Annotated in this window: 15 protein-coding genes and 1 pseudogene; 1 reads left to right on the top strand and 15 read right to left on the bottom strand. The window is 36.3% G+C overall.

The window, feature by feature from the left end; genetic code table 11:
• Positions 1–174: 174 nt before the first annotated feature.
• Positions 175–390 (bottom strand): annotated as a pseudogene (locus MY9_RS02870) (cystatin-like fold lipoprotein); the annotation flags it as partial.
• A gap of 124 nt (positions 391–514) precedes the next feature.
• Entirely contained in the window at positions 515–1,138 is a 624-nt protein-coding gene (locus MY9_RS02865; RefSeq protein WP_014662887.1) for a hypothetical protein, read from the bottom strand.
• Positions 1,139–1,221: 83 nt separating this feature from the next.
• On the opposite strand from MY9_RS02865, the gene MY9_RS21765 reads away from it, so the two are divergent.
• On the top strand, positions 1,222–1,395 hold the full coding sequence (locus MY9_RS21765; protein ID WP_187441521.1) for a hypothetical protein: 174 nt from the start codon (positions 1,222–1,224) through the stop codon (positions 1,393–1,395).
• A gap of 165 nt (positions 1,396–1,560) precedes the next feature.
• Here MY9_RS21765 and MY9_RS02860 read toward each other — a convergent pair whose 3' ends face one another.
• From MY9_RS02860 to MY9_RS02805, 13 genes are all read right to left on the bottom strand, one after another.
• Positions 1,561–1,941 carry a cystatin-like fold lipoprotein gene (locus MY9_RS02860; protein ID WP_072183628.1) on the bottom strand — a complete coding sequence of 127 codons (381 nt, stop codon included), beginning with the start codon at positions 1,939–1,941 and terminating at the stop codon, positions 1,561–1,563.
• A 62-nt stretch (positions 1,942–2,003) separates the two neighbouring features.
• A complete protein-coding gene (locus MY9_RS02855) occupies positions 2,004–2,510 on the bottom strand; it encodes a hypothetical protein (protein ID WP_014662884.1) in 507 nt (168 codons plus the stop codon).
• A 14-nt stretch (positions 2,511–2,524) separates the two neighbouring features.
• On the bottom strand, positions 2,525–3,514 hold the full coding sequence (locus tag MY9_RS02850; protein ID WP_014662883.1) for a bifunctional lytic transglycosylase/C40 family peptidase: 990 nt from the start codon (positions 3,512–3,514) through the stop codon (positions 2,525–2,527).
• Positions 3,511–5,955, bottom strand: coding sequence for a CD3337/EF1877 family mobilome membrane protein (locus MY9_RS02845; protein WP_081483594.1), 2,445 nt, complete (start codon positions 5,953–5,955; stop codon positions 3,511–3,513). The genes MY9_RS02850 and MY9_RS02845 overlap by 4 nt, the downstream gene beginning before the upstream one ends.
• Positions 5,956–5,958: 3 nt before the next feature.
• Positions 5,959–6,285, bottom strand: coding sequence for a YddF family protein (locus MY9_RS02840; protein WP_014662881.1), 327 nt, complete (start codon positions 6,283–6,285; stop codon positions 5,959–5,961).
• A 17-nt stretch (positions 6,286–6,302) separates the two neighbouring features.
• On the bottom strand, positions 6,303–8,798 hold the full coding sequence (gene conE, locus MY9_RS02835) for a VirB4-like ATPase ConE (RefSeq protein ID WP_148267350.1): 2,496 nt from the start codon (positions 8,796–8,798) through the stop codon (positions 6,303–6,305).
• Positions 8,686–9,210, bottom strand: a complete 525-nt coding sequence (locus tag MY9_RS02830; RefSeq protein ID WP_014662879.1) for a conjugal transfer protein — start codon at positions 9,208–9,210, stop codon at positions 8,686–8,688. Before MY9_RS02830 ends, conE begins: the two co-directional genes overlap by 113 nt.
• Positions 9,211–9,222: 12 nt before the next feature.
• Positions 9,223–9,471, bottom strand: a complete 249-nt coding sequence (gene conC / locus MY9_RS02825; RefSeq protein WP_014662878.1) for a transposon conjugation system subunit ConC — start codon at positions 9,469–9,471, stop codon at positions 9,223–9,225.
• Positions 9,472–9,483: 12 nt separating this feature from the next.
• Positions 9,484–10,548 carry a conjugal transfer protein gene (locus tag MY9_RS02820; RefSeq protein ID WP_014662877.1) on the bottom strand — a complete coding sequence of 355 codons (1,065 nt, stop codon included), beginning with the start codon at positions 10,546–10,548 and terminating at the stop codon, positions 9,484–9,486.
• Between the two features lie 27 nt (positions 10,549–10,575).
• Positions 10,576–10,725 carry a hypothetical protein gene (locus MY9_RS21760; RefSeq protein WP_014662876.1) on the bottom strand — a complete coding sequence of 50 codons (150 nt, stop codon included), beginning with the start codon at positions 10,723–10,725 and terminating at the stop codon, positions 10,576–10,578.
• A gap of 17 nt (positions 10,726–10,742) precedes the next feature.
• Entirely contained in the window at positions 10,743–11,021 is a 279-nt protein-coding gene (locus MY9_RS02815) for a hypothetical protein (protein WP_041521245.1), read from the bottom strand.
• A gap of 17 nt (positions 11,022–11,038) precedes the next feature.
• Positions 11,039–11,305, bottom strand: a complete 267-nt coding sequence (locus tag MY9_RS02810) for a hypothetical protein (protein ID WP_041521479.1) — start codon at positions 11,303–11,305, stop codon at positions 11,039–11,041.
• Between the two features lie 221 nt (positions 11,306–11,526).
• Complete coding sequence (locus MY9_RS02805; protein WP_014662873.1) at positions 11,527–11,835, bottom strand: NUDIX hydrolase; 309 nt, start codon at positions 11,833–11,835, stop codon at positions 11,527–11,529.
• Positions 11,836–12,357 lie beyond the last annotated feature (522 nt).

The raw sequence follows: 12,357 nt of genomic DNA, 5'->3' as shown, positions 1-12,357 counted from the left end.
CATTAATTGTATTATGTCAAAACACCCTTTATTTTACAAAGATGAATTGTAAAAAGGTACATTATATCTACTCCTTTGCGGTTTTTTTGCGGTTACACCAATACTTTGGCGACTTGACGCCAATTTTATGACGACCCTTTAATAGACACAAAAAAAGAGAAGTAAACACAGGGTTTACTCCTCTAACTTTGTTTCTTTACCTTTGGTTTCTTCATAGTCAGGTGTTTTCTTTGATAAGCCAAGACGATCATTTTCACCATTTCCAGGCATGTCGCTCATTTCTTTATACTCGTCTCCAAGTTTTTCATAGTATTTAAAAGTAGTTAATTCACGAGAAGAGTTATCCGGCATATAAAACGCAAGCTGAATATATTTTCCTATATTATATACACAAAAAAAGAGGAGAAAACATATATGTCTAATATGCTTTCTCCTTTATTTTAAGGGTTTTTATAATTTAGGTCTTGATAATTTAAACCTGTTTGCATCCCGTTTTTAAAACAATTAGAAACAATTAGAAACAATTATCAACAACGTCACCTAAACTAAAGAATTCTAGTACGGCTTTTTGAGTTTCACCTGGTAGTGCCTTAGTAGATACTTTTACGGCTTTTTTTATAGCATTTGTTCTAGAAAGTCCTAGGTTTCTTTGATGTTTATAAGCTGTGATAATTGTTTTTGTCATTGAATTTAGTCCGCCCATTAATTTTGCTGCTTTTTTAACTTTTAAGATCTTTGCCCATGGGATAGCATTTACTGCTATAGCTTTAGCAGCACTAGAAATGCAACTCCATGTACTCAATACTATAAATGGTCCTATACTTTCTTGGACGGTTTTAACAGCAGTCAGGTTTTCTCCATCAGCAACAAATTCATAACCTTCAAATTCATTCCCTTTATGTACGTTTAACCATTCAACACCGGAGTTTATTCCTTGTTCAGCAACATCCTCTGGCATTTGATCAATTAATTCTAATAGAGGTTCGAGAGTTCTTTTCATGTTTTGAGCCTCTACATTAACTTGCTCAGAAGAAACATCATTAGAACTTTCTTTTGCGTTAGCTATTGGTATTGTTATAGTGGTAAAAATTAGAGAGAAACAGATTACAATGACCAATTGTTTAATGCTTTTCTTCACGATAAAACTCCTTTACAATATTATTATAGAATTATTTTGCAATGAAAATAATAACATATTTTTTAAAAAATAGGAGTGTGTTTATGAAAAAAAGTTTATATTTTTTGATACTATTGATCGTTGCAGGCTCATTTATTGTTAATATTTTTGTAGATAATGAATCTATTTCAACAATAGTTAATATTATTGGACTAATTGCAATTATTATTATGGGTATTGTTTTAAGAATTACTTTTGGTAACTCTTCTGAAAAATAATTCTTTTTAAGATCAAAAGAAAAAAGCATCCTCAATTTTACAAAGATGAATTACAAAAAAATGCATTGTATTCACTCAGTAGTTGTTATATCAATACTTTGTGACTTGACGCCAACATCACGGCAATTCTTTTATAAACAGAAAAAAGAGGAGTAAACACAGGGTTTACTCCTCTAACTTTGTTTCTTTACCTTTGGCTTCTTCATAGTCAGGTGTTTTCTTTGATAAGCCAAGACGATCATTTTCACCATTTCCAGGCATGTCGCTCATTTCTTTATACTCGTCTCCAAGTTTTTCATAGTATTTAAAAGTAGTTAATTCACGAGAAGAATCATCAGGCATATAAAATGCGAACTGAATATATTTTCCTCCATCGTAAACCCGAACTATAGAATTAGCCCTCGAAACATTTATTCTAGTATCATCACCTTTATATTCTTTATATTGATTGATTACATCATCAATCGCATCATTATATTTATTGCCGCCGCACGCAGTTAAAACGAACATCATCATCAAACTAAGGAAAATAAAAAGGTTTTTCAAAATAAACATTACCTCCTTTTTCAATATTTAGTATAAACAAACAATTCGATCTTTTCCACCTTTTATCCATTTCCCTTGACCTGCACATTATCAACTAACCAACCATCTTTCTCTTTTTTCATAGTCGTTTGAACAATCAACACTTGATTCGTAGTAACAGAATTTGCGGTTGTGGCAATTTCGACAATGTTTAAAAACAATTCATGAGATTCATCTAACGGCTTTGAATAACTCTCTAGTGAAAGTAACTCACTTTGCACACTGACTGTGTGCTTTTGATCAGAACGAGAAGGGAATGCATAGTCAAACCCTTTTCCAGTTGTGTGCTTCTTAACTGTCTCATATCGCTTATCTATATCCGAGTAATTAAAAAACACTTCAAGAAATGCCTGGTTTTCTGAAGCGCTGCTTGTTGATTCTATATGGTTCAATTCCTTAATTTTTTCTGTTAAAACTTCATTTTTATCCTTTAACTTTTCAATCTTATACGTTTGCTGTCCATTCGTAAAAAATCCAGTCAGCAATATCAATAATAAACAAGCTGAAGCCCATGCAATATGTGTTTTCATATTTTCACTCCTAGTTATTTAATACGTCCAAAGGATACAAGGTGATCTCTCCAATAACCAGATTTCAGATCAGAATATTCAATCCCACTGTCATTTGAATTAAACATTCTGCCATTGCCTACATAGATGCCGACGTGAGTAATGGCTTTTCCTTCATATGTGCCGCCAAAGAACACTAAGTCACCCGCAGTCACTTCTTTTTCACTTATTTTCTTTGTTGCCCCATGTTGTTCTTGTGCTGTTCTAGGAAGAGTGATTCCAGCTTTCGCAAAAGACCACTGAACAAGGCCCGAACAATCAAATCCAGTTTTCGGGTTTGAACCTCCCCAGGCATACGATTGCCCTTCATATTTCAAAGCTTCTTTCATGACTGTTTCATAGAAATCCATAGAACCATTCACAGGCTTCACATTTTTATCAGAGCCTTTCACATACCTCATGACATGGTCAACGTAACTTGGATCACCATAGCTTTTCCAGCCCATTTTAAAAGCTTGCAATCGGCTGAAATCAAGTGCCAATTTCTTTGTGTATTTCCCGCCATTCTTTTTGACATAGTCTATAAAGCCAGAACCAAAGTTGTATGCCTGTAAGGTTAAACGAACATCACCGCCAGCCTGTTTAAAAACCTTCTTAAAATGTTTAATGCCGACTTCAATCGAACGTTCTGGGTCAGTTATGGAGTTGGGAGGTAAGCCGATACTTTCGGAACTTTGCATTATATCTAAAGAACGCCCACCACTTTCTTGCATGGTGAGCGCCATAATAATATTCACTTGATCAAAAACACCTTCCTGACGTGCGTACTTCTCAAATACAGCCCTAAATCGTTCGACTTCCGGTGCAATCCCGACCGTTTCATATTCGCCATCCCCGCCGCCTATAAAATCGTCTCCAACTTGATTTTCCCTTGAAATCGTCATAACCACTACGATACATAAAACAAAAAAGAAGATAAAAGGAGCCAAGAACACCAAAGGAAGAACTACCTTTTTACTTATCATCTTGTTCTTTCATCCCTTCTCAGTCGATCTTCAACTTTTGACGAGGTGCGCCTTCCAATATCATTTAAAGAAACTTGTTCAAATGTATTTACGTTTTGTTCAGTTCGCTTAATCGTTTGTGATGAAGGCTGATTTTCTCTTAAAACAGTCTTACTTTCAGCAGGTGCATCCGTCTGTTTTTTCTCAGCACGAATACCATCTGAATGAACTTTTGCGGGTTCAGATGGTCTGGTTTTTCGTTCATTATTGACAACAGGTTGATTCTCTACTTTTGTAGGTTGAGAGCTTTCAAAGCCATTCTGTGGTTCAGATTGACTCGTTATGACTTTTTGGTCTGAACGTTTGATGTCTGCTAATCTCTCTTGTGCTACAGGTTCACTTTTTGAAACAGAATCATCTTTCTGGACTTCAAAATCTTTTTGCATATCTGTTTCAGGATTCTGGTTTTGTTCTTCATAAACATACGCTTTTTGATCAGTACGTTCTGTGTCTTTATCACTCTCTTGTAAGACTGGTGCTCGATCAGAAGCAGTTTCTTCTTCATGTTGTAATGATGCATCATCAGTTTGTTGCTGGTTATCGGGCTGTTTAAGAAGCTGTTCAACATATTCTTTTTGATCTGTTCTAACTGATTCATCCTTTTTATCCTGTAATATAGGCGCTCTTTTGGATATTTCTTCATTACCTTCTTGCAAAACGTCCTTCAGCATAGGAGAGTTTATTCCGTCTTTTCTCAATCTGTCTAAATGGGATTGCTGTTTATTTTCTTTTGCGTTCGCAAATGCTTCTTTTTGTTTCTCTTGTTCTTTCGACAGAGTTTGAGAATTTCGTTTTAAGTTTCGGCTATTATGATTAGATATTCCGTTAGCAGTCTCTTTTTGCGGGGTTCTTGAAATAGCATGAGTATTATCATACCCTATAGCAGCACCACTCGGTGAATTACCACCACTTCCACTTGGAGCACCATTTACGCCATCAGCATTCGAACCATCTTTTCTCCCCTTAAAATTCTTTGCAAAGTCAGTAAATACGCCCCCACCGTTACCCAATGTTCCACCAATTTTTTTTGCTTGTTCCCAAGCAGGCTGAACAATGTTTTGTCTCATATTTTCCATCATATTATTATCAACTGAAACAACTTTTCCAGCAGTCACAAACTTGATAATAGCATCCCTCTTGTGAAAACCAATCCACAAGATTGAGGCAAGGACAGCAACATTTAAAAGATACATTCCAAAACCATTTGGCGGTATTAACTTGTCAACGATAAAACAAGTCACGTACACAAACAGAACGATAACCCCTAACATTGCTTTCAGTAGGTAAACACTCCCCAAGCGTCCAAGGGTGACAAATCCCGAGTAAGCTAATTGGGGAACATACGCTAAGATGAAAGCGAATGGTACAAAGAATACAATCACTAGAGCGATTATTTGGAGCAAGAAGTTAAAGAACGCTAATGCTAAAAATGGTATCCCAATGACAATAGAAGCGACCACAGCAATAAAAGATTCTCCAAGTTGATTAAAAACATTCCCAGAGGTCATAGACTCATTTTCATATTCTTCAATTTCAGTATCCTTTATATGCTTCTGTTTTTCTTTTTCTCCGTCTTTTGACAGCTTGTATGAAAGCAATTTATCGACCCTTGATAAATTCTCTTTCGAATCACCTTTTTCATTAATTTTTGCTTCACTTGTTTCTCCAAAATTCACGATTAGAAATGGCTTCATCAAAGCAATGTCAAAGTAAAGATTACGCATAACCGCAACTGTGCCTTCCATTTCCTTTCCTTTTTCAATCGCAGAACTGTCCGCAAAATTTCCTTCATCTTGAACAATGCCAACCAATCCATTTCCCGCAGTTAAAAGCTTTCCTTGCGCTTCTACAGACAAGGCATTCAACGCTTTCATGTAATAACCAGCGTTTGACATCCAAAGCCCGCCGATCACCATGACACAAATAAATAGAATACTCCGCCGCATGGCTTCTTTTACGCTACCCCTCACACAGAACAAGTAGACAACATAGGCACACGTAAAAATAAATAAAGCTTCACCGAAATTCTTTTTCAGTGTTTTATAAACTGTTTTAGAGACGTTTGTAATGGAGTTTGCGAACTCGTCAATCGGTTGCAAGTTATACAAAATATCCATCCCCGCATCAACCACACGGACAATGTTTCCCGCAAAAGAAAAAGTGACGTTTGTCAGTCCAACAAACGCCCCCTTAATTAAATCGTCAGATGCTTCATTATTCGCTTGATAACGTGAGATAGGAAATCTCTTCACCTTCAATTCCACACCGCCGGCTTTTTCGACTTTTGGCTGCGTGGTCGTATCTCCGTCAGCCGAAAATACCGTTACAGCTGAAGCGATAGTTAAAAAGATCAACACGATAGCCGATACAATCAGAACCCTTTTTTTCTTCATCACAGCCACCTCCTAATCTAATCGAGTTAATAAATAAAATTGGTATCTAGCTTTCTCTAGGTCTTTTTTCGATAGCACAACATTTTCAGGATAACGTTCATTCAGAGAAAAACAGATTGCCTTCTGATACTTCATATGTCTAAAAATCTTTCGATTCTGTTCAACTTTAATGCCTAATAATTCTTGAAGAAATTGTGCCGTTGATTTATGACCTATAAAGCTTTTGTATCGTCCTTCATAATACTTAAGCCACTGCTGTGCATCTTCTAATGTAATTTTCTCAGCTTTATAAAATCCTGGAACTGTTACGACAAGAGAATTTAATAAAGCAATTTCCATGTGCGTCTTAACCCCTTTTACAAATATTTTTCTTCCGCATATGCGACAGCTTTTTTCTCAACTGTTTTCAGAGCACCTTGCCATTCTTCGAATAGGCATTCTATTGAGATTTTGGAGGTACGGCCATAGTAATCTTTAAATAAGCATTGACCTTGGAACATGGATTCCATCATTTTTTTATTTTCTTTTGTGACCTCCATGTTCATCCACTTCAACACTTCTTCTCGCTCATTCGGTTCATCAAAAGCAAAAGCAACACCAAAGTTTCCAGAATCCTCTTCTTTTAATGCGTCTTTTGTAGATTGGGAAATGAAGTACTCCGCATTGTTGTATGAGCGACCAATCCGGCGCATTTGTCTTTCTACTTTCTTTCCTTGTTGTGACGTGGTAAATATCCACGCTTCGTCTATAAATTCAACTGTCTGTTCGTCTGGATTCATGCCGAATAGTTCGCAAAACTTACCGAGTGCAAACATGACAGCACTAGACTTTAATTGTGATATGGTGTAGTTTTCAAGTCGCTCAGCATGATCCGGCAAATCCATATTTTCAACTTCTAAAATGGTGATTCGTTTTTCAAGTGACAATGCAGGGTTTGAACCATCATGAATACAAAGTTTCAAAATGGAATCTGACACAACCTCATTTAAATAGTCGCCAGCTTTTTGTACAGCTTCTTCCGGATGGTTCTGCATCCTCCGAATAATATCAAGTGATCCAACCTGTTCACCTTTTTGTTTCAACTCAATTACTTCTGACGTAGCACGAAGGAAAGCTGTGTTCACATCGTCTTTCCCTTTAAAATCATATACTTGTTCAAAAATGACTTGAACTAGCTCTTTTGCTTTCATAGGAGGGAGGAAGGAGATAGGATCAAGCGCTCCCCAGTTGTGCGTATTTTCATGATCTAGCGTGATATAGTTGTATTTCTCCAAATGTGCAATATATAAAGGGAAATTCTCTCGAATGTACTCATCATTCAAGACTCTTTGAATCCACTTTCTCATTTCCTTTTTAGGGTCTATATACAGAGATTTGATGTTTAACATGCTGATATAGTTAAAGATCAATTTCGCCAAATACGACTTGCCGTTTCCTGTATCTCCTGTGATCAAACAGTGGGGAGAACGTGTCTTTGAACCCTTTAACTGCTGATTCGCTAAGAAAGGGTGGAATAAGACAAAATCACGGCTGGACATAATGGCGCTTTCTAAATCGGTATGCTCTTGAAAACGATCAACCCAACCAAGGAAGAACCCGATTTTCGAACCAATATCAGAGTTAACAGCAAATAGACTTTCTGCAACTCCATCTTGTGTCGTTTTTTGAATCCAGTTCTTATCGGTTATATCTAACTTTTCACCGGGAAGCATTTTATAAAAAAGGTTCAATTGATCAGCTACCGGAAGGCGACATGTAATGCCAGCACCTTTTAAGTGCCTTTTGACAATTGTTGCTTTGCCAACACATTCTTTTTTTGTTTTTCCGTGAACGACAATCACAGACAGCCAGTTCATTAAATACACTTCTTCTTTCTTAATCTCATCTTGTAAATGTCTAACCATCGTTGCACTTGTAACAGTGGAGACATCACTTCGATCACCTGTGCTTTGTTTTTCTTTTTGTTCTTCTTTCAATTGCTGTCTTTTGATGTTAAGGGCGGGCTTAGTAATAGATTTTGATTCCGTTTGAATTTTCATCTGTACTTCAACTGGGAAGGGAAGAGACTGCGCTTCATAAAACAAATCACTTTCCGACATATTGTGAAGGAATTCGTCAATCACGACAAAAGCTGAATAGCCTTCATCCTGGTCGCTATGCAGATGTAAAACTGATGGATCGGTGGGGTCTATGATCGTGTTGGTAATAGAGCGAACATCCTTTACCTCACTTTCTTCATTCGTGTGGTGCTTTAACCCACGTACAAAGTGATAACGGTTAATGTATGTCATTTCTGTTTCTGAAAGCCGTTCTCCGCGAACAGAAGCCATGATATTGGCTAGTGTTTCTTCAACTTCCTCATATTTTTCAAAAAAAGAGGTGGAAACATTTTGTTCCCACCCGAGCATCTTTACAACAGTATCAGTCGCTGTATTGAATAGAGATAAAATATTATCTTTAAGTTCGACACTAATATTTACAAGACTGCTTTTCAGTTTTACACCTAAAATGAAATCATACTTTGTCAGCCTTCCTAATCGCTGTTCTAACAGTCTTACCGTTTCTTCATTGTAGTAACGGGCCACATCCATTGCATCTGCCGCAATATCTGTTTCTAAATCCTTAAATCGTTTTTCCAATTCATACTCACTTGGATACATCATCAAGTGAAAATCCTCATAGGATGTAATTTCTTCGAAAAGATGCTGCCACTTCTTTTTATACGATTCAACTTTTTCTCTATTTTGCATAGGAATCGAATTGCTCTTTATTCTGTAGTACGCCCACACGTCGCCCGTTCTTGTTAACAGTATATTCTTGTGTATTGCCTTCATAGGCGTTTTTAGTCTCATTTGAATAATCCACCACCTTCACAAGTTTTCGAAACTCAATATGTTTTTCGTTACTCAAATCAACCTTTCGGTCATTGCAATACTTCTTTTGTGGAAGCTTGATGAAGAAGTAATATTTTGCGAAATCATAGAAATATAAATAGATGTTTTTACCTTCCGGCTTTATTTTCGTCACAAGCATTGTTAAAAAAAATGGTATTCCAAAAATCACGATGACGTAACTGTTATCAAAAGCGTGAGGAAAAATCATCCTCACGCCGTACCAGAATCCAAAGCATAGGCCAACAAAAATAAAATAGTTAATAGCCGGTATTAACTCAACTGCAAAGGGTAACGAATAATTTTCGGTTAATTGCTGAATTTTTTTCGGCTCTCTCATTGCCTTCCGGTAGTTGAACACCAGACGCCCCATTCATATGCCCCCTTACAATTTTTCCATTAGCGCATTGATCCAGCCGGAGAATTCTGACCAGTGTTTAATAACCCACGTCACCGCACTACCAATACAGCAAGCAAAGATAATGCCGCCCATTTTTAATTTCATAAGATTCTTTGCGGCTATGAACATGACCACAATCGTAATAAATTGGATAACAACATCTGATGCCCAACCTTTTACCCCTCCAAGTGTTGGAAGGTCTGCGCCAAGAATAAAGAAATTCATGAAGTCCATATTTTAAACCTCCTATTGATGTTTGAGTTTATTTACATAAAACTGACCGCTGTTTTCCGTAATCTCTAAACTAAATTTTTCATTTACCGGAATATCATTTTCTTTTTCCTTAAATCGAACAGCACAAAAAACCTCGAAACCTTTTTTCGTCTCGAAGATTTTCATTGACTGCACTTCTCCAAATAACAAGTTCCCTTCCAATGCTTCCGGCTTTTTCATCATATAAACCATTTCTTCTTTCTTTTCAGAAGCGTATTTCTCAAAGAAATTTTGAAGAAATGATTCGATAGATTCTTTTTTCTCGCCTGCATATTCGTCTCTAGTCTCTTCTTTGCCCTTAAAAGCAATATCGCCTTTCAGATCATAAATCTGTGTAAAGTAAGGGACAGCAGACACCGCAAAGGAATCATCTTTATTTGTGACTGGAATATTCAGCAACATTTGTTTCTCAGATTTTTCGTTTGTTTTAACCTTTTCTTTCATCTTCTTTTTCTTCTTTCCATCTTTAACTTCTTTTTCAACTTCCTTTTCTACAGAATATAGATTTTCATATGTGACCTTATATTGAAAAAGGCTGTTTTTAGCACCTTCTTTCACGTTATATAAGCTGTATTCTTTTAACTCTCGATCACCTTTTAAGCCATCCACATTGAAGCGTTCTTCATCTTCAAAATGGTTATCCTCCTGTTTCACCATGTAGCTTTCAAGGCTCTGCATGCGTTTTTCAATAGATTCTTGATCGTTTTTCACATTCACATATTCATTGATGAACCCTGACAGAAAGTTTTCAGCAGCAGTCACCGAAATTTTTTGTTTATCGTCATTTGTTGGCTTATTGGCTTCTTCTTTCATGTCATTAAGTTGGGATCTTGTGTTAATTGATAGAAGCACAGCCAGCAAGCAGATAAACAGCAAACCCCCAACACAAGACCACAATGTAACTGCGATCAGCTTCGACCTGTCACGAGGGACTTTCTGTTTGTCTTTTTCCGGTCTTTCAATTCGTTTCAATTTTTGAAAGGCAGACCGAAAAAATGACTCTTCTTTTTTATCCAAGTCAATTTCTTTTTGGAGCAATTCGATTCACTCTCCTTTCATAGATTTCTAAGCACTTTCCTCCTGGTTAACTTTCATGTTTCTTGTCATTTTCAAAATGGCTCTCGCCACTTTTTCATAGTTCGGTTCGTTTAACTCCGTCACGATGACTTCCACTGGCTTACCTTTAATCTCAACGACCTCAACACTCTGTTTCATGAAAGACCTCGCTTTCTTCAAACCTGTTTTGTTTTTTCAAGGAATAATAAAAAGGATGCTACACGATGTAACACCCTTTTTATGCTTTGATTCTCCATATAAACTTTTAAGCTAGTCATTCGACCGTCCGGCAAATATCTCGTCTTATAGAATGTGTAACGATACTCAGCAAACCCTTTTTTTCGTTCACCTTCGACAACTAACATGCAATCTCTGCTTAAACTTCTCACAAAAACTAAAGATGGGATACCCACATTAAAACCCAAGCTTCTGAATCGTTTATCTACAGCAGACACCGCACATTTTCACCCCCTTATTGGTAGTAGCTAATTCCTTCAAATTCCACGCTCCTTTCGTCTGTCTCCATATCTTCATCCTCTAGTATGTTGAATGTGGCTTGAAGTTTAGCATTAACGTTATCTATAACCGCAAGAGTTTGAACCATGACTCTTTGAGCTACATCACTATAAAAAACGTCTTCCATCATTTTTTCAATAAGTTCCTCAGCAATATCCAAACAGCCAAGAGACTCTAGGTCACATTCCAATCGCGCTCGATTGAGAAGGTTAACGTATATCAGCAATCCAACCTCCTTTGATTTTTAAGCAATAAAAAAGTACTTTGATTTAGATAAATCAAAATACCTAATTTTAAGTGATTAGCTATTGATTTTTTTCATAGATAATAACTTTACAATCTTTATTTTATATTGTTCCTTGATTATTATACAGCGCATTTCCTTTCATAAGATCATTAATCCCTTCGGTGTAATAAGGCATATGTTGACTTGCTTGTTCTATATCAACCCATTCTATTTTCAATATTTCTTGAGCATTTTTCTGTTCCTCCTATAACGTTTGCTTCAAAAGTAAAAAATATAGCTTGATGATTTCTCTTTATAAATTTCGCTTCATTAATAGCTAGTATATTCCCTATCTCAACTATTAGCCCTGTTTCTTCATATACTTCACGTATAGCAGCTTCTGTTAGATTTTCATCAAGTTCAACTCTTCCACCTGAAAGTGACCAATGCCCCTCATGATTATCTACCATTAATATCTGATTGAGCTTATTTTTAATCAATGAATATACAACTTTCACTTCTTCCATGATAATCTCCTTAATAAATAAATTATAATCGCTTACTGAACTTCTATATATTTACTATAAAGGATATAAGGCTATCTAACAGCTATTTCTTTATCATCAAACTTAAATTTCCTCAAACAAAAACTCATTGTTAAAATCCCCCCTATTCCCCGGGGAGTCCCTCGCCGGAGGCATGAACAAACGGTTATTGGTTATTTGTTCATGCCAAGAGGATTTATTCGACCTTGAATTGAAAAAGGCTCACCTTTGCGATCAGCTTCAATTGTGACGAAGAATTTTGTTTGTCTTTTTCCGATCTTTCAATTCATTGTAGTTTTCGATAGACTTGCCGAAAAAAAGACTCTTTTCTTATCACAAGCATTTCTTCTATATTAACAACTTTTTCACTCTCCTTCTTTTATTTTTTCTAGAAAAATAATAAAAAGGATACTACACGGTGTAATATCCTTTTTGTACAATATTCTTTTTACAATCTAAAAACCCTACTCTATCTCCTATAAGGTAAGGGTATTAAATGCTAAT

It is taken from the genome of Bacillus sp. JS, from assembly GCF_000259365.1.
GTDB classification, from domain to species: Bacteria; Bacillota; Bacilli; order Bacillales; family Bacillaceae; genus Bacillus; species Bacillus stercoris.
Note: the sequence above shows the minus strand (reverse complement) of the source record. Positions and strands in the feature narration are given on the sequence as shown.

What these genes read in the sequence shown, in the direction of transcription:
- MY9_RS21765 (WP_187441521.1), top strand. Translation starts at nt 1,222, where the DNA reads ATGAAAAAAAGTTTATATTTTTTGATACTATTGATCGTTGCAGGCTCA.
- MY9_RS02855 (WP_014662884.1), bottom strand. Translation starts at nt 2,510, where the DNA reads ATGAAAACACATATTGCATGGGCTTCAGCTTGTTTATTATTGATATTG.
- MY9_RS02850 (WP_014662883.1), bottom strand. Translation starts at nt 3,514, where the DNA reads ATGATAAGTAAAAAGGTAGTTCTTCCTTTGGTGTTCTTGGCTCCTTTT.
- MY9_RS02840 (WP_014662881.1), bottom strand. Translation starts at nt 6,285, where the DNA reads ATGGAAATTGCTTTATTAAATTCTCTTGTCGTAACAGTTCCAGGATTT.
- conE (WP_148267350.1), bottom strand. Translation starts at nt 8,798, where the DNA reads ATGAGACTAAAAACGCCTATGAAGGCAATACACAAGAATATACTGTTA.
- MY9_RS02830 (WP_014662879.1), bottom strand. Translation starts at nt 9,210, where the DNA reads ATGGGGCGTCTGGTGTTCAACTACCGGAAGGCAATGAGAGAGCCGAAA.
- conC (WP_014662878.1), bottom strand. Translation starts at nt 9,471, where the DNA reads ATGGACTTCATGAATTTCTTTATTCTTGGCGCAGACCTTCCAACACTT.
- MY9_RS21760 (WP_014662876.1), bottom strand. Translation starts at nt 10,725, where the DNA reads ATGAAACAGAGTGTTGAGGTCGTTGAGATTAAAGGTAAGCCAGTGGAA.
- MY9_RS02805 (WP_014662873.1), bottom strand. Translation starts at nt 11,835, where the DNA reads ATGGAAGAAGTGAAAGTTGTATATTCATTGATTAAAAATAAGCTCAAT.